Origin of the sequence: Flavobacterium polysaccharolyticum (assembly GCF_038739875.1) — a bacterium.
GTDB classification, from domain to species: Bacteria; Bacteroidota; Bacteroidia; order Flavobacteriales; family Flavobacteriaceae; genus Flavobacterium; species Flavobacterium polysaccharolyticum.
Genome location: NZ_JBCGDP010000009.1, coordinates 127,727 through 148,690, shown reverse-complemented (window position 1 = coordinate 148,690; position 20,964 = coordinate 127,727). Strand labels below are relative to the sequence as shown.

Sequence of the window (20,964 nt, the reverse complement as noted above, 5' to 3'; positions counted from 1 at the left end):
AAGTATGCAAACCTCTCAAAAAGGAATTAACGTGGTCGGATATACAGAAGGTATGTTTGGACTAGGAGAAGCAGTAAGATTAAATATCAAAGCTGCCCAAAAGCATGAAATTCCGCTCAATTTAATCAATTATGATAAAATTAAAAACAGCAAGAATTATCGGTATTCATTAGAGTATCCAATCAATTTAGTGCAAATTTCCTTAAATGATCTGGAATCTTTTTTTGGATTTATTGATCCTTATTTTTTTAAACAAAGATATACCATCCTTTTTATGGTTTGGGAATCTGAATACATAGCTCCTGAACTAGCCGAAAATTTAAATCTATTTAATGAAATTTGGACTACATCAAAATATTGTAAGACCATATTCCAAAAAACATTTCCTAATCCTATAAAGATAGTTCCGCATCCCGTTGAAGTTGATATTCAGCGTGTTTTAAATAAAAAGAAAATAGGATATATAGATAAGACTAAGTTTAGTTTTTTATTCATATTTAGTTATCACAGTTCGATAGAAAGAAAGAATCCTTTTTTCTTGATAGAATCCTTCAAAAAAGCTTTTGGGGATAGAGATGATGTAGAATTGGTCATCAAAACTGTTGGTGCATCAAAGCATAAAAAAAGTCGACAACGTTTGCAGCAATGTCTCTCTAATAACATTAAAATTTACGATGTGGAATTAGATAAAGACAGCGTAAATCAATTAATACAATCTTGTGATGCATATGTTTCGATGCATCATTCCGAAGGATTTGGATTGACCTTAGCAGAAGCCATGTATTTAGGAAAACCAGTTATCGCCACGAATTATTCAGGGAACACTGAGTTCATGAATGATGATAATAGCTTTTTAGTAGATTATGAACTAGGATATATTGAAAATTCCGATACAACGTTCTGCCCGAAAACACTTTGGGGCAATCCTTTGCTTGATGATGCTGTTGAAAAATTACGCTCGGTTTATGAAAATTCAGAGGTAAGAGAAAAGAAAGCGGCAAACGCTAGTCTATTTGTAAAAGATGCCTTGTCTTTTTTTACTATTGGTTCAACCATTAAGAAAAGAGTAGACTATCTTTATGCTAATTTAGATGTTATAGTAGCCAGCCAAAATCAGTTTACTTTTATTTTAAACAAATTACAGACTACAAAAGCCGAAAATCAAAACCTTAAGAGAGAAATTCATAGAATGAAAAAAAATGTCATTATTCGGTTTATGCTAATGCTTAAAGATGGAGTGAGGAAAATGAAAAGTAAAAGGATCTAAATTTATTTTTCTATCCACTCCCGAAAGGCAGCGGTATTACTTTGGCTCGTTTTTAGGTGGCTTGCGGAACCTTTCATTTTTACGGCTAAAATGTTTTTTGTGTAGCGTTCCACCTTTTCTATGTGTTGTTTGCTGATGAGTTCACTTCGGTTTATCCTAAAGAATTCCGAAGGATTTACTTGTTCTTCGATTTCTTTTAAAGTTACTTCGTTTAACAGTTGTTTTTTGCCCATGGTATCATGGGCAAAAATAACGCCTTCATTGGCGCCAAAAAATGTAATGTTTTCGGTGTCTACAAAATGAAATCCTCCGTGGGTATGAACGGTAAAACGCTTTTTGTAAGATTGTTTTGCGAAGTTTACTTCAATGAGTTTTGAAAGTTTGGTTAGCTGAGTGTTTTCCTCTGAAGTTGAATTTCTGAAAAGCATAAATTTGTCCCAAGCTTGCTGAAAACGTTCCTTCGAAAAAGGTTTTAATAAATAGGCTATTCCGTTGCTTTCAAAAGCATCCATCCAAAATTGATCGTACGCAGTTGTAAATATGATTGGACAAGAAATTGAAACTTCTTTGTAAACTTCAAATGCGTTACCGTCCACTAATTCAATGTCAGAGAAAATTAAATCTACTGAGGTACTTTTTAAAAATGTAATGGCCGATACTACAGTATCAATTTCGGCAACAATTTTGGTGCTACAATCCAGCTCTTCAAGAAATCGTATTAGTTTTTTTCTTGCTGGTATTTCGTCTTCTATGATGAGGATTTTTATCATTTGGATTGAATTATTGGAATGAGTACAGAAAATTCTTTATCAGAATTTCGAATTTCGATAGGATCGGGGGTAAGTAGCTTATATTGTTCTTTTATATTTTGTAGTGCGCGCCCAGACGTAGGTTTTGAATTTCGCTTAGGGATACAATTGTTCGAGATGCAAAGGCTATCTGTAGCCTCTATTTTTATACAGATTGGAGTATCGGATGTTCCAAAGTTATGCTGAATAGCATTTTCAATAAGTAGTTGAAGCGTCAAGGGTACAATATAACCACTACCTGAACTTTCAATCTTAAGTTGATACGCGTCACCATATTTGTGTTGTATTAGTTTAAAGTATTGTATAGCAAAAGTCAGTTCTTCGTGTATAGGAACAAGTTTTTTATCTGTTGCCTGTAAAACATACCTATAAATATCTGCAAATTCATTCAAAAATTCGGATGCTTTTTGTTTGTCTTCTTCGATTAATTGGTCTAAAACATTGAGATTATTGAAGAGAAAATGTGGGTTAAGTTGGGCCTTAAGTTGATTTATTCTACTTTCAGAAAGTGCCTGATTGTATGACGCTACTTCCTCTTGATGTTTTTTGTTTTTGTGATAGTAAGAATAGGCGATAATAAAACTGCCATATATAAACCCGTCTAACAAATAAGAAAAGGAGGAAAGGGCAGCCGTTTGCCAATTAAAGTTTCTTTCAATTGTATCAAATAGAAAAGCAATCAATAATCCGATGGTTTGCATTAAAAGAACATAGCCTAAAATTGATGAGCCAAATATTTTTAGCATTTCTTTTGTACTGTAGCGTTCGGATGGCTGCCAGTACTTAATAAAAAACATAAAAACTAAAAATAAGAGATAGACTTCAATAAGTTTAGCAATGGCTGCCTCGGGAGTAAAAGTATATATGTTCAATTCTCCTCTAACTAGAACTCGTGAATAAATACTTTGTACATAAGCAAACAAAAGTATGAACACAAAAAAAGGTTGGTTTTGACGGATATAATAGAAAAATTTTATCATTGAAAAACAGCTATCTAAGATTACAAAATAGCCTTATTTTTGATAAGGCTATTTTGTACGATTATTTTTTTACAATATTAATTTGTTTTTTCTGGAAACGAAGCAATAGTTTTTCCTTTATTGTCATAGAAATCGAGTTTTGCATTATTGTCTTTGTCTACATAGAACATTGCTCTAGGGATTCCTTTGTTGTCAAAAAGGAATAAACCATTATTTTCATTTCTTGTTTTTCCAATCATTACGCGAGGAGCACCGCCAATTAACCCTTGTTCTTCATACATTTTGTATTTTTCATTCGCCGCTTTAGGGTCTTTTTTGCTGAGTTCATCCAGCTCTTTCATGATTTTTGCATTATTACTTTGTGATTCTTTTGAGGGTCTATCGTTAAACGTCAAACCGCTCCTTACGAATCTATTGTCTCCTACTTTTTCATCTTGAGTAAGTAACTGCATTACTTGATCGCCATCATATTGATCAAAGGTTAATGAAAGACCAGAGCTGTGACCGTTAGCTTTTTTTTGTCCATCATAGATGAAACCACCGCATTCTATTCCGTCTTCATTGAAAAATAGCATTCCAGAGCGTTTTTTTCTGTTCTCATTTGTTGATTTTCCGTTAATCAGAGTGTTCCCATTTGGAAATTTATCAACGTTGGTGATGATCATTTTTACGGTACCATCTCTTTCTACAATATTGATTCTCTCTACATCAATCTCGGTAAATTTTTGATTGCTATTGTTTTTAAAAGCTGAAGAGGCCATAAACACAAATCCAATGGCAGTAGCAACTGCAAAAGTTCTTAAAAATACTAATTCTTTGTTCATTTCTTTACTCATTTTGGTTAAACATAGGACAAAGCTATTCTAAGTGTTTTCACTATTCAAACACAAAACAACGAGTTAAGGAAAAAATCAAATCAGCTAAGGAAATAGTGGATTAAGCTGATGAATAAAATGTAAAATGGATTTTCAAAGCGACACGATTGAAAATGGCGTGAAGCTATAGAAGTTCGCGATGTACACTTCTACGGTATGTGTTCTTTGAAGAGCTGAGGAGGAGTATTAACTATTAATAATACTCTTTTATATATTCATAAGCTCTCTCAAATAATACATGATCTTTATGTAATTTATACTTCAATAAAGATTTTCGCAATGCTTGTTGTACTTCTCTTTCACCAGAAGCTGTTTTCTGCCAACCAGGAAAGCGAACTTGACGCACAATAGCATCAATATCATGAACTATTCTTTCTACTACAGCAGGTGTTTCTTCTGTTTTTAATTCTAAAAACAATTCTGTTAAAGCAGCTTGCGGCGTTTTTTCTTGTAATTCGGCTTCTAGTTCCTTTTCTGCTTGTAAGGTTTCTTTAGCCAATTTACAAAGCTCCTTTACAAACTCGATAGAAGTAATTAATCCCAATTCCGCTTTATCTCTAAGTGCTTCTAAAAGTTCACTTAATTTTTTAAATTTAGGATTTCCTGCATTTTTCTTAAAACGCTTCACCAGGATTTTCTCTAATTTTTTAGCATTTTTTGGGTCGGGATTATTAAATATATTCTCAATAACATCTGCATCCAAAACAAATTCTTCTAATTGGTGTACTTCACCCACGTGAATGTTTTCATGAATTAATTTAGTAGTTTGAGCTCCTAAAGTAAACCACAATAATTTTCCAATATGATCTGATGATGGCCTTACGGATTCGAAAACTTGCGATAACCAACGGTACTCTGCTTGATACTGGTCTAATATTCTATCGGGAGATAATGATTCCCATAGTTTAGAAAGGTATTTGTAATCTTTGGCGAAGGCATCTTTTTTATCATCGTTGTTTATAGCGTTTTGAGCCAATTCCAAACCTTCAAATCCTTCAATAGTTTTGTCTACCCCAATAAAATGCGACAATGCTTTTTCCATGGCTTCGGGCAACTGTTCTTTTAATTCGGAAAGATTCGTTATCATTTGACTTACACTTTTTTCGTCAAATTCTAAGGCTTTGGCAGCATCATCAAACACCCCAAAATAATCTACAATTCTTCCAAAGGATTTACCTGGATACAAACGATTCGTTCTACAAATGGCTTGTAATAAAGTATGATCTTTTATAGATTTGTCTAAGTAGAGCGTTTGTAGAATAGGAGCGTCAAAACCAGTTAATAGTTTGGCGGTTACTATTATGAATTTTAAGTCCGAATTAGCATCATTGAATTCATCTACTACTTTCTCTTGCTGACTTTTATCCAGTCCCCATTTTTGTTTGAATTCAAAATCATCATTGGCAGAAGTAGAAATGACCACTTTACTGGCTTCTGATGGGAAATATTTATCTAATTCTTCTTTATATTGCACACAAGCATAACGGTCAGCAGTTACTACCATTGCTTTATAACCATGCGGAGCCACTTTTTCGTTAAAATGCTTTGCAATATCTTCTACTATTTTAGCTACACGCTCTGGCGATTTTAAGAAAGCTGCCATTTTAGCTGATTTCTTATTTAAAGCATCTGCTTCTTCATCAGTTAAAGCGGCTTCTTCTTTAAAGGCTTTAAATGCCTCGTCTATGGTCTCTTTATCAACGTGAACATCCACTAATCTAGGTTCAAAATGCAAAGGTTTTGTAGCATCGTCTCTAATCGAATCATGGAACGTATAGCGTGACATATAGCCTCCTTCATCTTCTGGTGCTCCAAAAGCCCAAAACGTATTCTTATCCGCTTTATTAACAGGAGTACCCGTTAAACCAAACAAGAAAGCATTAGGCAAAGCCGCTCGCATTTGCCTTGCTAGATCGCCTTCTTGCGTTCTATGGGCTTCGTCGACTAATACAATAATGTTATCTCTTACATTCATATTGGGTTTAGCATCTCTAAACTTATGAATCATCGAAATAATGATTTTTCGAGTATCGCGTTCCAATAAGGTTTGCAACTCCGAAATACTTTCGGTTGTGACTACATTAGCCACATCAGCCGCATTAAAAGTTCCTGTAATTTGGGTGTCTAAATCGGTTCTATCCACCAATACGATTACGGTTGGACTTTTTAATTCTTGCATTTTACGCAATTTTTGTGCGGCAAAAACCATAAGTAACGATTTACCAGAACCTTGAAAATGCCAAATCAAACCTTTCTTTATTTTACCTTCTTTAACGCGTTCTACTATTTTGTTGGCCCCTTCATATTGTTGAAAGCGACACAATACTTTAATTCGTTGTTTTTTCTTATTGGTAGTGAAAAGAGAGAAGTTTTGTAAAATATCCAAAAGTCGTTTCGGATGTAATAAATTGGATAATTCTTTACCTATTTCACCTAATCCTAATTGTTTGGCTAGTTTATCTTCCTCATTTTCTATGCGCCAAGGTGCCCAAAATTCTAAAGGAGTCCTTACACCTCCAAAATAAAAGGTTTTCCCTTCAGTCGCAAAAGACAAAATATTAGGAACAAACAATTGAGGAACCGCATTTTCATAAATATCATGAATTTCATGTGCACCATCCAACCAACTTACTGAAGATCGAATTGGTGTTTTCGCTTCTCCAACTACCACAGGTAAACCGTTAATTAATAAAACAATATCGGGGATTTTTGTTTCTCTGCTATGTACGCGATATTGATTGGTGGCTACATAGGTGTTATTTGAAAGGTCTTCAAAATCAATTAAACGAATTGGAACGTGACGATTGTTTTCTCCAAAAGGCATAGTTTTTTCGCCGCACATCCATTTAAAGAACTCTTCATTGGCTTTTACTAAACCTATTTGATGCACAGTGATCAAAATGGCTCTTAGTTTATAAATCACTTCTTCTGCCAAATCGGGATTAAGAGCGATTTCAGGATTCAAACGAATTAAAGCGGCTTTGAGTTCGGTTTCTACTAGTACTTCATTAACGGTTCTATTGAGCGCATTGGCAGAAACATATTGCCATTGGACACCATAAGGGGTTTTGCCCTCCGAAACTCCAAAAGTATTTAAATTCACACCACTCAATTGGTGAATGATATAATGTTCTACACTGTTTAATTCGTTAAATGACATAAATGACTAGAGATAAAATCAAATTATAAAAAATTAATCAAAACAAAACTCAGTCTCTAATTGCGGAATTAAATATGTTTTCAGTATGATTTTTAAGGTGGTTGTGTGCTATTTCAATTTGTTTGTTCTCAAAAAGATTTGCTTTTCGATTACTCCATGAAGCTATTGCTTTTTGTATGGATTCGATATCATTACTTTTATTTTCAGTACTCACAAAATCAACTGTGGCTAATAATTCTAGAGCAAAAGTAGATTCAAAACCTTGCAATAATTGTAACACGCTGTTCAAACGTTGTTGTTGTTCAAAGTTTATGTTTTCTTTTAGATAGCTTTCTATTTCTGAGTACTTATCATAATTAAGCCATAATGGTTCAAAAGGTTTTGCCTGATTTTGCTCCATTCCTTTAAGATATACTCCATTTAGATGCATCAAAACATGGTTTAACTGTACTGTATAAGGACCATAATGGTGCGCCTCAAATTTTAAACGCAATTTTTCACCTTTCCTTTGCAAAAAATAAGCTAATTTATTGGCTACAAACAAGCTGCTTTGTTCGCCTGAAGCTTCATATTGAAACAACAAATAAATCAACATAGCCCTTGCTGGAGTCAATTTTGCTTCCTTTTTTGCCGTTTCTTTTTGTAAAATAGCTTTTATTTCGTTATTTGGTGTATACACTACAATATCGCAATCAACATGACTCAAAGATTCTTCAATCATGATTTTAACACGGTTCCAATCTAATCCCCCATTACCACATCCAAGAGGAGGAATCGCAATGCTTTTGATATTATATTCTAATAAGGCATTCTTAAGTGCTTCTAATCCTGTACTTATGTATTCGTATTTAGAATCTGCTTTCCAGTGGGCTTTGGTGGGAAAATTTACAATGGTTTTTTGGTGCAATAAATCACCTTCTCTAACTACTAAAACTTGACCTGTATTAAAAGTTCCCTTTTTACAGGCTTCCTGGTACACTTTAAAATTTTGTGGAAATCTTGTTTTAAACTGTAAAGCAATTCCTTTCCCCATAACACCTACAGTGTTAACGGTATTCACTAATGCCTCTGTAGTTGCGCTTAATAAATCTCCCTTGGTATAGCGTATCATAATTTAATAGTACAATTTAGAATTTACATCGATAAGTACTTTTATATCGAGTGCTAATTTAGTTAATAATTCTTCGAAATAAATCTTTCTTTCTTCGTTTTTAACCACAATAGCATTAATATACTGTACCGGAACGTGGTTTTTTATTAAAAATTCAGCTTGCTTGTAATCTTGACGAGACCAATTTGATTCATCATTATTCCAATGCTTTGAATTGATTACTTCCCAATGCAATTTTTCAAAATCTTGTTTATTAGTATAAAAATTAGCAATTGAAATTTTTGCATTTCTATCTGTAAAAACATATTCTAAACCTGAATTTTCAATAGTTTCAAATTTACAAACCAAGTAAACAATATCTTCCTGAGGTCTTTTGGTAACTCCTTGATAGCCATTTTTAATTAAATACAACATAGGCGAATGTCCTGCAAAATAAAACGGTACATAATCACCTAAACTACCTGCATTTGGTAGTGCAATTGGGTGGTCATGCCGGTCGGAAATTAATTGAAGATGACCAATATTAATATAATCAGGGTCTGCAGTAACATGATCTCGGCAGCATAATCCATTTTGCAAAATATATTCCACATTTTGCCAGTGCACCATTCTGTAAAAGTATATTTTTTCTGGGACTGCCATTTGTATTTTCTTTTTTAAAGGCTAAATATATAAAATCTTACTATTTACATCCCCAACAATTCTCATAAATCAATTGCTCCATCTCCCACAAAGCTTTTCCTGAGCAAAAAGTATTATAAACTGAAATATCATGGTCCGAAACCTTTTTTAATTCCTCATTATACTTCAAAAATTTCAGCATATTCTCTTCATTATATGTAGTTTCAATTTTAACGTTACCACCATTCAAATCTTTACCTTCAAGTGTTAAACCGTTAATTTTAAATTCTTGCAACGCAATAACTATAGGATCATTAAACTTCTGTTCTGTAATGTATTGATAAGCATTATTGAGCACTGGATTTACTAACAACATCAGTAATTCTTTATCATTAAACTTTACATATTTATGAAAATGAACAATATCGATCAGGATTTTGGTGTTATTGTATTCTAAAACAAAATTTCCGTTTTGAAATAGCTGTAATTCTTCTTTAAGTTCTTGTCTTCGTACTTTAAGTTTTTCAATAGCTGCCTTTTCCAAAAACAGAAAATTGATTATATTCATGAACAACATCATATTCCCCGCAGGCTTTCCTAAAGCCCCCATATAACTGTGTTGCTCCGGATGCATTCTAGAATTCCTTAAATTTCTTGCTCTATTAAAATCGAGTTTCAAAAAATCAAGATGGTTTACATCACAAACTTCATCAATTAAAGTAACCAACTTTTTTTGAAACGTTTTACCACTCTTATTAGGAGGCGTTTCTAATGCAATATTATCTTTTTTTGCCTTTAGTTTTACCGCCATTTCCATAACCAATAACGCTTTGGTCATGGCTTCGTCCATCATAGGCCAATGGTAATAGGAATGTACCATTAAATAACTAACCGTTTCAAAAGCCGTAACAATATCTTTTGGAACCGCATTGTGAAACTTACCCGTTACCACATAATTATTAATGAAATCTTCTAATGATTTCACACCAAACAATTCCCATCGGGTATCAGCTTCAAACCATTTCATTAACTCTCTATTACTTTGTATAGTTCTTCGGCAACTAGCTTTGCTTTTTCTATTTCAAAATTATTAAAATGGATTTCATTTTGGTTTTCGGGCCATTTTCCTGTTTTATTTCTTACCAAATAGACAAGTTCAGCTTCAATCGCTTCTACAAAACTGATATATTTTTTATCCTCTTCATTTTGATTTCCAATTAACTCTTTGTCAAAAACGAAGACCAATAGTTCTAATTTTTCATGAACTTTCCATTTATAGCCAGAATACCCTTTAGCTCCTTTTGGGTTAATACCGTATCGTAATCTATTTGTTATAGATTGACTTGTATATCCTATATAAATTATATTTTCTTTATCTTTTAAAATATAGATTTTAGGCCGTTTGTTTAGTGTTACTGGACTTATAAAGGAAACGATATTCCCCTCAGCATCAAGTTTATTCTGAATATTTCGTTCTTCTTTATTTCCTTGAATACGCAAAGTATATTGGTATGGTCCAGTATAATCCATTGTTAAAACACCTGATTAATTAAACTTTTTTGTAACGATTGGGAGCTTTGGATTTTTCTATCTGAAAGTCTTTTATTATTCTCAATTTTTTCTAAAATTTCTACAATAATTTTCTGTTCATTTGTATCATCGGGTATAGCAATTTTCAAACTTCCTTGAGAAGTAATTCCAACATATGCTCTTGTAGATTGTGAACTTAATTTTTCTATTTGATTTTGAAAATAGAAGGAGCTAAGAACATAATACAAAAATTTATTATTTAAAAACTCTTGGTCAGTTCGATAATATGTTACCTGAGGTGTAAGCATTAAATAAGGATAATCCAATTTATCTGGTACGATTGCTACTTGACCAACAGTTCCTTTATGGCTTAATAAGATATCGCCAGGTAACGAAAACCCTATTCTCAATTTGTCAGTAATAACTTTTGGTAACTTTTTAGATTTAGCGAAATCAATTTTCCCATCTGACAATGTATTAGCCATTATAAAAGGAATTCCTTCATCAACATAATCACTAGATTTAGGATGAATTTCACCATGATTACCATCTTGAATATTTTTTATATATTTTTCTTTTAAAAGTTTTCCAACGGTAGTTACTTTCCATCCTTCAGCAACATCAGTTTTTAAAAAATCTGAATATTTTACGTTTTTCTTAATACCCTTTAAAATTATTTTTGATTTGAATACTTCGTATTGTTGTTCTATTTTTTTACTCAATTCAATTTCGGTTTCAATCACTTCATCCATTGCCCACAGCAATTCTGCTAATTGTGCTTGTTGGTCTTTGGGTGGGAGGAGGAATTCATATTCAGATATATCTTTCCAATTTATATAGGGATTTACTGAACCTTTAGAATTTCTGATTGAATGTTCCGTAAATTCATCAGTCATCATAATATAAGGCAACAATCGTTTGTCTATTTTTTTTTCATTTGCCTTAATAACAAATGTTGTATTGGATGTTATGCCTTCAAAAGGAGCAATTACCACTTTACGTAAATAAGTTCTTCTTGAGCCATATAGAATATCATCTTTTTCAAAATATCTAATAAAAGCAGGACCTAAATATTCATCTGTTAATTCTCCCCATTCACGTAAATGAAGATCTTCTGAACCCATGTGCTCACCTTTAACATATCTCGTCAAAGAGGTGTTATCTCTATCAACGGTCTTCTTTTGTTGAATGGCAACTTCTCCAAATTTGGTTAGCTTCCAATCAGTTTTATCAATTAATAATTCTGCTATCTTATTTTTTATTGCCTCTTCCATATTAATTCAACTCCTCAAACATTTTATTCATTGATTTTTTTAATTTTTCACCATTCTCAATCCATTTTTCATAAGCTATTGGGAAAGTTAAATTTTCTTTTACATTTTTTTGCTTAACATAGAAATTGATATTCATGTTTCCATTAAAATCAAGCATTTCTTCAATTGTTGCTACTTTGGCAAAGTAAGGAACATCAATAAAATCCTTGTAGGCTTGATACATTTTATTGATATGATTTTCTGTTAAGTATGCCAATCCTTTATTGTCTATTACATCAGCTTTTCCATTTACAAATAAAACCTTTCCTTTTTTATTGGCGGGTTTATTGTTGTTACCAATAAGAATCATGGCTTCCATTGGTGAGTTATAAAATAAATTAGCACCTAATCCAATAACAGCTTCAATATGATCCTCTTCAATCATTTTTTTTCTCATTTCTGCTTCCATATCTCTAAAAAGAATACCATGAGGCCACAAAATTGCAAATCTTCCATTGGATAAATTCATGCTTTTATGGATGTGTTGCTGAAACGCATAATCGGCGCAACCTTGTGGTGGTGTTCCCCAAAGATTACGTCCGTAAGGGTCGGTTTCAAAGCTTTTTCTATCCCACGCCTTAATAGAGTAGGGAGGATTGGCCAGGATCACATTGAACTTTTTCAATTCGTCATTTTCTATAAAGGCGGGTTGTGCCAAAGTATCGCCACGAGCAATGTCAAATTCTTCAATGCCATGCATGAACATGTTCATTCGGGCAATGGCAGAAGTAATGAGGTTTATTTCTTGTCCGTATAGTTTTAAGGTGCGGTATTCTTTGCCTTCTTCTTTGAGGTGCAAGGCGCAGTTTAGTAGTAAACCTCCACTTCCGCAGGTTGGGTCGTAAACACTTTCTCCTGGTTGCGGATTCATAATCATGGTCATTAGTTTTACCACGGTTCTGTTGGTGTAAAACTCGGCTGCGGTATGTCCGCTATCGTCTGCAAATTCTTTAATTAGGTATTCGTAAGCATTTCCTAATTTATCATCCGGCACATTTTTAAGATTGAGTTGGTGTTGTGAGAAATGCTCAATTAAGTTGGTTAAGGTTGCATCCGACAATCGGTCTTTGTTGGTCCAACTGGCATCACCAAAAATTCCAAACAAAGTTTCTGGGTTGGCTTTTTCAATTTCGCGCATGGCTTCTTGTATTGCTATCCCTATATTCACGGTAGTTTCGCGTACTTTTTTCCAATGGGCATCTGCTGGTACCAAAAAATGATGGTGCTCGGCAAAGGCAGCGTATTCTAAATCGCCATCACTGTCTTCTAATGCTTTTTCAAATTCTTCATCATACACATCACAAATGCGTTTGAAAAACAAAAGCGGAAATATATATTGTTTGTAATCTCCAGCATCTATAGTACCACGTAATGCAGTAGCCGCTCCCCAGAGGTATTTTTCTAATTGTTGTTGGGTCATTTTAGTATTACTTCTTTTAATTCGTGATACACTTTGGTAACGAGTTCTGTTAATCCAATAATATCATTTTTATCAGTATCAATTCGTTTTAGTTCATCATACGGAATTCGAACAGCTAATTCAAAACCAAAAGATAAATCAAATTGTGACCTATTGGATCCGAGTATTTTTTGACTCCAGTTACAATGATATCTCCAATCATAAGTATCTTTATTAAAATTTTTATCAAATAATTCTTCTACGTTATTCCAATCTTCTTTCTTTCTACGACCTGAAAATCTTGAAAAAGTTTCTTTGGAGTAAAGATTGGAATGTTCAACTAATTGCTTATCATTAAACCACAATCCTGTAATGTAACTCTGCCCATTAAATTTAATATGATAATCCTTAGTTATAGCGTATTTTTTACCATTTATTTCTATTTCCCTTTTAAAATCTGGATCCTTGTAAAAGATATTTTGACCTTGCGCTTTTGTATTACCTGGATATACTGCCACAACTAAATTTCCATTTTTATCTATATTATAGATAATTTCTTGTGCCCAAGTCTTTTTTAGTTTTAGCCCTAAACGATTCTCATTTTGCAGTTTATCATATTCAGGAGATTTATCTAATACTCCCAATACAGACTCAAATCTTCTTTTTATTGCTTTGGTATCATTAGGAGCTAACGATATCAAAGCGGGTTCAGGCAACCACTTAAAATTATGTTGTTTGACCAAATTAACGAAGTCACTTAAAAATCGGTTAACAGAACCTATAGAACGTTCAAAACTCAATACTTTAACAGCAACATCCATCAATTTTATCCAATTTAAATCAAAAGGAGTTACTTGATTATCTAATTCATTTAATTCTATTTTATTATTTTGAAACACATTGTATATTTGATTGTACAATTGAGCAGTACAATCTACAGCGTCACGTTTGGCTTCAATAATAATCACAACATTATTAATTCGTACTACTATATCACATACAGGATCATATAGAGTATGTTTATTTTGTTTCCAAAAATCCTGTTTATTCATTACATTTTCACTAAGAGAAATTGCAAATACATGTTCAAACCCTTGAATATCTCTAGCATTTTTTTGTATTTCAATAGTTATCTCATTAGAATTATTGATGTCATCAAAAAATTCTGTAAAATAATTAGATGATGTAAATATTAATTTTAAAACCTCATGAAAAAACAATGGATCTTCTTGCAAGCAGATAGCCAAAGCTCTTGTTAAATCGTTTTCTAATTGATGATTTCTTTCTTTTTTTGTATAGGTTTTGAAAACATTTAAATGTGAATTCATTATATAAATTTCTTTAAAATCGTTTTAAATTTCTCTTCTGCTTTCAAACTTTCCTCCCAAGCCGTTTTTAAATCGGTTAGAGCTTCCTCTACCGAAGGCAAATTATCTTCTATGATTTTTTCTACATAAAGCGGAATGTTTAGGTTGTAATCGTTCTCTTTGATGTCTTCAATAGAAGCTACTTTTACAAAGTTTTCTACATTTTCAAACTGTGTAAACCATTGGTACAATTGCTGTACATGATGGGGTTCTAAAAAGTTTTGTGCTCTACCCACACGTACTTGCTCAGAACCATCAATAAATAACACTTTACCTTGTTTATGCTTTTCTTTTTGTTGTTTGAAAACCAATACACAAGCTGCTAGTTGGGTTCCGTAGAAAATATTAGGTCCTAGACCAATCACGGCTTCTAAAACATCTTTTTTTAATAAGGCTTCACGAATTTTCCCTTCAGAAGCTTTTCTAAACAAAGCGCCATGAGGTAAAACCACTGTCATTCGCCCACTTGCATTCATAGATTTAATCATGTGTTGTACCCAGGCCATATCACCGTTTCCTTGCGGGGGTACACCAGCTATATTTCTTCCAAATGGGTCATTCACCCAAATATCGGCTCCCCAATCTTTAAGTGAGAAAGGAGGATTTGCAATGACACAATCAAAGGTTTTTAATCCATCCGCTTCAAAAAAAGCAGGATTCCGCAAAGTATCGCCACGTTCAATTTGAAAATCTTCAATCCCATGCAAAAACATATTCATCCTAGCAATAGAGCTTGAAGTTAGGTTTTTTTCTTGCCCGTATAATTTTAATGTTCGGTAATCTTCTTTGTTTTCTCTTAAATGGTCTACACATTCCAACAACATTCCGCCCGTTCCACAGGCTGGGTCATAAATACTTTCTCCTTCATGCGGATCCAATATTAAACCTAACAAATGCACTACGGAACGAGGGGTATAAAACTCCCCCGCTTTTTTATTAGTTAAATCGGCAAAATGTTTAATCAAATACTCATAGGCTTGTCCTAAAATATCTGGATCTACCAATGAGTTTGATAGGGAATATTGAGAGAAGTGCTCTATTAAATCTGTCAATAATCTATCAGAAAGTTTGTTTTTGTTGCTCCATTGCGCATCTCCAAAAATGCCATACAAATACTCTTGATTGGCTTGTTCTATGCCTCGCAAGGCTTTTTCAATGGCCAATCCAATATTAGAAGTCGTTTCACGAACATCATTCCAATGGCACCCATCTGGTATAATAAATCGATGAAACTCAGGAAGCATGGCATATTCTTCATCGCCTTCCGATTCTGCTAAGGCTATTTGATATTCTTCATCAAAGACATCCGATAGTCTTTTGAAGAATAATAGAGGAAAAATATAAATCTTAAAATCGGAGGCATCAACGGGACCTTTAAGAATCCAAGCGGCTTTTGATAAGTATTGTTCGAGTTGTGAGAGCGTTATCTTTTCTGAAATCATTATTGTAATTCTAGTGCATTTAATCTTAAAGTAGTAATCCACAAACATACGAAAAAGCTAACTAAAGAAATATGAGGAAAGCCGTAAACACTTGGTTTGTTATTAACAAAAAGCCATAAAAAGGTGTGAATTTTATTAAGATCGCAACAAGGCTTTTGTTCGAATTAGAGTTGTTAGATTTATGGGTTTTGAATTTATAGTCTTTGTGAAGAGGTTTGAGTAGGCAGTATGTAGAATAGGAAAGTTATAGGAATAGCAAAGCCCGCGACTTGTCTGTACGGAGATTGTGTGGGCTCGCGAGTTATCCTAACCGGATTATCTTTTATCTCTTGATCATTGATCTTGCGTGATTTTAGGTAATCTATTTTTATAAAAAGAAATAGTTCTCCTAAACATTACGATTTGAGGTATAACCAAAACAAAAAAGCCTGTAAATCCTAAGATTTACAGGCTTTTGCTCTGATTTGAAAGAGCATCATTATCAATTCGTTTTTATTAAATCTGCTTATCCATTGATTTTAATTTGGCTTACTACAAGATTTGATGTTGCTGATGCTATCATTTTTTTTGAAAGAAACATATCCGCTTTTACGTTGATTACCGATTTTCCTTTTTTAACAACAGTTGTTTTCACTAGTACAGTATCGCCTTCTTTCGCTGGGCTAAAAAACTCCACATTTAGATTAATGGTGGGGAAGAAATATTCTGTACCTAAAATCATAAAATTAACACCGATGCAATCGTCAAACATCCCACAAATAACACCTCCGTGAAGCGTTCCAGCCGGATTAGTCATTTCTTTTCTTACCTCAAATTGAAATTCAATTGAATTTTCATCCACAGCAAGCACCGTCCCATTCAGCCATTTGGCAAATGGGGAAGGACTTCCTGTAAATGGTTTTCCAATAAAACTTTGAAGTAATTGTAATCTATTATTTTCCATTTTATTTCTATTTTTATTTGATTTGACTAGCTAAGTTCTTTTTGATTTTCATCATTATAAAATCGGGAGTAACTCGAGGTAAATTCGAAATAAACCAATTTGTAAAACCTACTATTTTTTTAGTTTTTGTATTGAGTAGTAATGTAACCCCTTCTTGAGCTACTACTTCTGGAAGAACAGGTTTGTTTGTTTTATACGCATTAGTTGCAGCCATTTCAGTGGTTGTAAAGCCGGTATCAATTGGACCAGGACACAATGCTTTTACCATGACGCCTGTTCCTTCTAACTCAGCATTCACTGTTTCTGAAAATGCCAATACAAAAGATTTAGTAGCCGAGTAAACCGAATAGTAAGGAAAAGGTAAAAAGGAAAGTAAAGAAGCTATATTCATAATATTTCCAGAACCTTTTTTCACCATATCTTGCGAAAAAAGCTTTGTAAGCACTACCAATGAAGCGATATTGAGTTCAATCATATTTAACTCTTCCTGAAGTGAAGTCTCTATAAAATTACCATAGTTGCCAATACCTGCATTGTTTATTAGGTATTCAACCTCGAGTTTTTCTTTTTTAATTTCGTGATACAAAGCTTCTGCATTACCAGATAAGGATAGATCTTTTCGAACTATTTTTACTTTACTACTGTATTTTGATTCAAGATCATCTTTAATACTTTTTAAACGATCAAGGTTTCTTGCCACCAAAATCAAATTATGATTTTTTGAGGCTAGAATTTTAGCCATTTCATAACCAATGCCTGATGAGGCTCCTGTAATTATTGTGTATTTTTCCATTTTGTATTTATTTAAAATTTGTACTTATTCTTTTTAATCCTTGTTTCTTAACCCTTTCGCAATACCATTTGTCTTCATCATATCCTGAAAAATTATGCACATAAACGAAATCTTCAATATCAAGTTGATTTTGTTTAAAAAACTCATACAAGAGGTTGACTATATCTTTAAAATGAAACTTCTCTGGTTCAATTAAAACAAGCGTTTCCATCCATTGTGTTCTTGCAATTTTAGATTGTATTCTCTCTTTTAATTGATGGACAATTTTGTCGTCCTTTATATTGTAATAAATGGCATTCATACTACTCATTTTCTAAACTAGGCGGAATCAATTTATACATCACAGGAGTTACAATTCTTGCCAAAATAGTTGAACTGATTAACCCACCAATTAACACAATCGCCAAGGGAGATATTTGAGGATTGGGATTCACAGCCAGTGGAATCAAACCACAGATGGCTGTCACTGATGTTAAAACTACCGGAAGAAAACGAGTTTCACCTGCAATGGCAATAGCTTCATCAATAGATTTACCTTCTTGTCTTAACTGATTTGTAAAATCAACAAGAAGAAGTGAGTTTTTGACTTGAATTCCTGATAATCCAATGAAACCGATAATTGAAACCAATGACATTGGGTTTCCTGATGCTATTAAGAATATTACACCTCCAAGAACTCCTAGTGGAATGATAGATAATACGATGATAATTCCTTTAAATGTTTTGAATTGTAACAATAAAACAGCTATGAATAGAAACGTACTTAATATAATTACAGCAAGAAAATTACCTCCTAATGCATCACCTTCCGATTCTTTTTCTCCAGATAGTTTGTAATAATACCCTTTTGGCATTTTAAGCTTATCCAATTTAGGTATGATATTTACCAACAGGTCATTTGCTAAATAACCCTCTTTTGTCATGGCGCTAACTTTTGAAAAGCGTGATTTGTTAAAGTGGTTTATTGCTGTTGGAGCTGTTTCAAAAGTTACTGTTGCAATCTGATTTAGTGCAATTGGTGTTCCCTGAACATTATTTACATATAAATTTTTAAGCGCATCAAGATTCGAAAATTTATCTCTTGGTAAAGTAATAGTAACGTTTCTTGCATCTCCACGGTCATCTATATAATCACCAACTGTTAAGCCAGCAACGGCAAGACGAATTACTTTGTCAATTTCGCTTGTTAGAACTCCTAGTGTTCTTGCTTTTTCTTTATTGATTTTTACTTTAACATCAGTTTTATAAGTATTTAACTCGTTGTTGATGTAAACAGTTCCTTCTTGATTTCTTAAAATAGTCTCTACTTGAGAAGAAAGTCTGCGTAAAACCTCTTGGTCTTCTCCAAATAATCGTACTACAATATTGGCTTCCAACGGTGTTCCTTGTTCAAAATCTTTTACTTCCACTTTAGCATAAGGCAATGTTTTAAATTTTTCGCGCAATTCAAGTATCAGTTTGGTTTTTTCGGAAGGCTTTGCTTCCTCTTCCAATTGCACGAAAATTTGAGCAAAATCAGATTTTCTATCTTGTGGATGCACATTGTAGTAAATCTGTGGATTTCCATGTCCTACATTTGAAGTGAAATATTCAATTTCTTTGTGGTTTTTCAATTCTTTTTCTACCAATTTTGTTACCCTGTCACTTTCCGAAATACTGGCTTGAAGTGGCATTTTTATATTGATTAAAAACATTGGTTTTTCCGAAGTTGGGAATAACTTAAATCCTGCAACCGAAAACAATCCAAAGGCAATAACACTTAAAAATATAGAAATGGCTATCGTAGTTTTTGGAAATTTTAATGCTTTTGGCATAATATCTCTGTAAGCTCTTGTTAGAAATTTTTGCAAATACTGAAGGAAAATATTCCCTTCACCGTGTTCGTGGGTTTTCAAAAATCGGCTTCCCAAAAACGGAACCAATGTTAAAGCCACAAGCATAGAAGCCAATACACTTGTGATAACCGCCATAGGCAAACTTCTGATGAATTCGCCTGCCATATCTGGAAGAAATGCTAATGGTAAAAAGGCAATAACCAAAGTGGCTGTAGTACCTACAACAGCAATGCCAATTTGCTTTGTACCTTTTAAAACGGCATCCATTTTTGAATGTCCTTCACGAAGCCAGCGTTCAATATTTTCGACTACAACAATACTATCATCAACTAATAATCCTAAGGCCACGACTAATCCAACAATACTTAGTTGGTTTAAAGAATAGCCTAAAGCATTCATTGCAATCAAACCCAAAGCCAATGATAAAGGAATAGAAATCATTACAATAAGTGAGGCTCTTCCGCCCAAAGGCAATAAAGTAATTACAACCAATAGAATTGCTAAAATAAAATCAAAACCTAAATGCCCTAAACGACTTGACACCATATCGGCTTGGTCAAAGTTTTTTATGAGTTCGATGTTGTTAGGCAAATCTTTAGAAAACGCATCTACTATCGGTAAATATTCTTTCTGAACATTACTAATATTTACATTGTCTTTCATTCCCGCAGTAACCAAAACACATCGGTGTCCGTTAATTCTAGTAATATGATTTACTACTTCTGATTTATAATTTACATCAGCTACCTCTTTTAGATAGATGATTTTTCCATTGGCATTATAAACAACCGTATTGGCGACATCATCGGCATTTTTGAATTTACCACTTGTTTTTACATTGAATACTTTGGTGTCCAAATCAATGCTTCCGCCGGGAATATCAGCAGCTTCACTTTGTAAACTTCCCATTACGATATTCAATGGAATTCTTAACTGCGCCAATTTCTCCAAATTCAAATCCACTCGGATTTCCTGCTCAGGAATACCGCTGTATTTTACATCCTTAAGATTGGTTATTTTTTCAATTTTTGTCTTTAGTTTATCCGCTTCATCTCGCAGTTTTTTATCAGAAGCATTTTCAGAAACCAAGGCCACTTGAAGAATTTTTACATCTGAAGACGAGATTTTTTCGGTTTTGATTTGGTAAATATCTTTCGGTAATTCACTGCTTTTTAGCGCATTCATTTCGGTAGATATTTCCTGATATTTATTATCAACATCCACTCCGTATTTAAATTTTACTTGAAAAGCGGCAACACCATCTTCTACAGTGGTTAGTATTTTTTCGATGTTTTCTAAGCCGTAAATCTTATTCTCAATAGGTTTTACCACTTGTTCTTCCATATCCTTCGGACTTGTACCGGGATAAATAACCGTAATCAAATATTGTGGTGGATGCGTCGATGGGTCTTCTGCTCGTGGCATCGTGAATAAGGTAAGAACACCTACTACAGCGACTAATAGCGCTAGAATCAGCGTGAACTGATAATTTTTAACGGAAAAATTAGTTATTTGCATA

General features: G+C 33.3%; 17 protein-coding genes. 1 reads left to right on the top strand and 16 read right to left on the bottom strand.

The window, feature by feature from the left end; translation table 11 throughout:
• Window positions 1-4 precede the first annotated feature (4 nt).
• Complete coding sequence (locus WFZ86_RS10920) at window positions 5-1,267, top strand: glycosyltransferase family 4 protein (RefSeq protein ID WP_342691940.1); 1,263 nt, start codon at window positions 5-7, stop codon at window positions 1,265-1,267.
• A gap of 2 nt (window positions 1,268-1,269) precedes the next feature.
• Here WFZ86_RS10920 and WFZ86_RS10915 read toward each other — a convergent pair whose 3' ends face one another.
• The 16 genes from WFZ86_RS10915 to WFZ86_RS10840 form a co-directional block, all read right to left on the bottom strand.
• Window positions 1,270-2,037, bottom strand: a complete 768-nt coding sequence (locus WFZ86_RS10915; RefSeq protein ID WP_342691939.1) for a LytR/AlgR family response regulator transcription factor — start codon at window positions 2,035-2,037, stop codon at window positions 1,270-1,272.
• Entirely contained in the window at window positions 2,034-3,056 is a 1,023-nt protein-coding gene (locus WFZ86_RS10910) for a sensor histidine kinase (protein ID WP_342691938.1), read from the bottom strand. The genes WFZ86_RS10915 and WFZ86_RS10910 overlap by 4 nt, the downstream gene beginning before the upstream one ends.
• Window positions 3,057-3,133: 77 nt before the next feature.
• Complete coding sequence (locus WFZ86_RS10905) at window positions 3,134-3,880, bottom strand: hypothetical protein (protein WP_342691937.1); 747 nt, start codon at window positions 3,878-3,880, stop codon at window positions 3,134-3,136.
• Window positions 3,881-4,124: 244 nt separating this feature from the next.
• The gene (locus tag WFZ86_RS10900) at window positions 4,125-7,091 is read right to left on the bottom strand and encodes a type I restriction endonuclease subunit R (RefSeq protein WP_342691936.1); all 2,967 of its coding nucleotides are present in this window, start codon (window positions 7,089-7,091) and stop codon (window positions 4,125-4,127) included.
• A 49-nt stretch (window positions 7,092-7,140) separates the two neighbouring features.
• Window positions 7,141-8,202 (bottom strand): type II toxin-antitoxin system antitoxin DNA ADP-ribosyl glycohydrolase DarG, encoded by a 1,062-nt coding sequence (darG, locus tag WFZ86_RS10895; protein ID WP_342691935.1) that lies wholly within the window; start codon window positions 8,200-8,202, stop codon window positions 7,141-7,143.
• 3 nt (window positions 8,203-8,205) lie between these two features.
• Window positions 8,206-8,844: a type II toxin-antitoxin system toxin DNA ADP-ribosyl transferase DarT gene (darT, locus tag WFZ86_RS10890; RefSeq protein WP_342691934.1), complete on the bottom strand. Its 639-nt coding sequence runs from the start codon at window positions 8,842-8,844 to the stop codon at window positions 8,206-8,208.
• A gap of 40 nt (window positions 8,845-8,884) precedes the next feature.
• Entirely contained in the window at window positions 8,885-9,850 is a 966-nt protein-coding gene (locus WFZ86_RS10885; protein WP_342691933.1) for a hypothetical protein, read from the bottom strand.
• Window positions 9,850-10,353, bottom strand: a complete 504-nt coding sequence (locus tag WFZ86_RS10880) for a GIY-YIG nuclease family protein (RefSeq protein WP_342691932.1) — start codon at window positions 10,351-10,353, stop codon at window positions 9,850-9,852. The genes WFZ86_RS10885 and WFZ86_RS10880 overlap by 1 nt, the downstream gene beginning before the upstream one ends.
• A 2-nt stretch (window positions 10,354-10,355) precedes the next feature.
• Window positions 10,356-11,627 carry a restriction endonuclease subunit S gene (locus tag WFZ86_RS10875; protein WP_342691931.1) on the bottom strand — a complete coding sequence of 424 codons (1,272 nt, stop codon included), beginning with the start codon at window positions 11,625-11,627 and terminating at the stop codon, window positions 10,356-10,358.
• Window position 11,628: 1 nt separating this feature from the next.
• Complete coding sequence (locus WFZ86_RS10870; RefSeq protein ID WP_342691930.1) at window positions 11,629-13,086, bottom strand: type I restriction-modification system subunit M; 1,458 nt, start codon at window positions 13,084-13,086, stop codon at window positions 11,629-11,631.
• Window positions 13,083-14,393 carry a hypothetical protein gene (locus WFZ86_RS10865; RefSeq protein ID WP_342691929.1) on the bottom strand — a complete coding sequence of 437 codons (1,311 nt, stop codon included), beginning with the start codon at window positions 14,391-14,393 and terminating at the stop codon, window positions 13,083-13,085. Before WFZ86_RS10865 ends, WFZ86_RS10870 begins: the two co-directional genes overlap by 4 nt.
• Complete coding sequence (locus tag WFZ86_RS10860) at window positions 14,393-15,874, bottom strand: type I restriction-modification system subunit M (RefSeq protein ID WP_342691928.1); 1,482 nt, start codon at window positions 15,872-15,874, stop codon at window positions 14,393-14,395. The genes WFZ86_RS10865 and WFZ86_RS10860 overlap by 1 nt, the downstream gene beginning before the upstream one ends.
• Before the next feature lie 505 nt (window positions 15,875-16,379).
• A complete protein-coding gene (locus WFZ86_RS10855) occupies window positions 16,380-16,817 on the bottom strand; it encodes a PaaI family thioesterase (protein WP_342691927.1) in 438 nt (145 codons plus the stop codon).
• A 13-nt stretch (window positions 16,818-16,830) separates the two neighbouring features.
• Window positions 16,831-17,610: an SDR family NAD(P)-dependent oxidoreductase gene (locus WFZ86_RS10850; RefSeq protein WP_342691926.1), complete on the bottom strand. Its 780-nt coding sequence runs from the start codon at window positions 17,608-17,610 to the stop codon at window positions 16,831-16,833.
• 7 nt (window positions 17,611-17,617) lie between these two features.
• The gene (locus WFZ86_RS10845; protein ID WP_342691925.1) at window positions 17,618-17,911 is read right to left on the bottom strand and encodes a hypothetical protein; all 294 of its coding nucleotides are present in this window, start codon (window positions 17,909-17,911) and stop codon (window positions 17,618-17,620) included.
• Window position 17,912: 1 nt separating this feature from the next.
• Window positions 17,913-20,963 (bottom strand): efflux RND transporter permease subunit, encoded by a 3,051-nt coding sequence (locus WFZ86_RS10840; protein WP_342691924.1) that lies wholly within the window; start codon window positions 20,961-20,963, stop codon window positions 17,913-17,915.
• Between the last annotated feature and the right edge of the window lies 1 nt (window position 20,964).

Excerpts from the sequence above, each read along its gene's own strand:
- WFZ86_RS10920 (WP_342691940.1), top strand. The coding sequence starts at position 5 with ATGCAAACCTCTCAAAAAGGAATTAACGTGGTCGGATATACAGAAGGT.
- WFZ86_RS10915 (WP_342691939.1), bottom strand. The coding sequence starts at position 2,037 with ATGATAAAAATCCTCATCATAGAAGACGAAATACCAGCAAGAAAAAAA.
- WFZ86_RS10910 (WP_342691938.1), bottom strand. The coding sequence starts at position 3,056 with ATGATAAAATTTTTCTATTATATCCGTCAAAACCAACCTTTTTTTGTG.
- WFZ86_RS10905 (WP_342691937.1), bottom strand. The coding sequence starts at position 3,880 with ATGAACAAAGAATTAGTATTTTTAAGAACTTTTGCAGTTGCTACTGCC.
- WFZ86_RS10900 (WP_342691936.1), bottom strand. The coding sequence starts at position 7,091 with ATGTCATTTAACGAATTAAACAGTGTAGAACATTATATCATTCACCAA.
- darG (WP_342691935.1), bottom strand. The coding sequence starts at position 8,202 with ATGATACGCTATACCAAGGGAGATTTATTAAGCGCAACTACAGAGGCA.
- darT (WP_342691934.1), bottom strand. The coding sequence starts at position 8,844 with ATGGCAGTCCCAGAAAAAATATACTTTTACAGAATGGTGCACTGGCAA.
- WFZ86_RS10885 (WP_342691933.1), bottom strand. The coding sequence starts at position 9,850 with ATGAAATGGTTTGAAGCTGATACCCGATGGGAATTGTTTGGTGTGAAA.
- WFZ86_RS10880 (WP_342691932.1), bottom strand. The coding sequence starts at position 10,353 with ATGGATTATACTGGACCATACCAATATACTTTGCGTATTCAAGGAAAT.
- WFZ86_RS10875 (WP_342691931.1), bottom strand. The coding sequence starts at position 11,627 with ATGGAAGAGGCAATAAAAAATAAGATAGCAGAATTATTAATTGATAAA.
- WFZ86_RS10870 (WP_342691930.1), bottom strand. The coding sequence starts at position 13,086 with ATGACCCAACAACAATTAGAAAAATACCTCTGGGGAGCGGCTACTGCA.
- WFZ86_RS10865 (WP_342691929.1), bottom strand. The coding sequence starts at position 14,393 with ATGAATTCACATTTAAATGTTTTCAAAACCTATACAAAAAAAGAAAGA.
- WFZ86_RS10860 (WP_342691928.1), bottom strand. The coding sequence starts at position 15,874 with ATGATTTCAGAAAAGATAACGCTCTCACAACTCGAACAATACTTATCA.
- WFZ86_RS10855 (WP_342691927.1), bottom strand. The coding sequence starts at position 16,817 with ATGGAAAATAATAGATTACAATTACTTCAAAGTTTTATTGGAAAACCA.
- WFZ86_RS10850 (WP_342691926.1), bottom strand. The coding sequence starts at position 17,610 with ATGGAAAAATACACAATAATTACAGGAGCCTCATCAGGCATTGGTTAT.
- WFZ86_RS10845 (WP_342691925.1), bottom strand. The coding sequence starts at position 17,911 with ATGAATGCCATTTATTACAATATAAAGGACGACAAAATTGTCCATCAA.
- WFZ86_RS10840 (WP_342691924.1), bottom strand. The coding sequence starts at position 20,963 with ATGCAAATAACTAATTTTTCCGTTAAAAATTATCAGTTCACGCTGATT.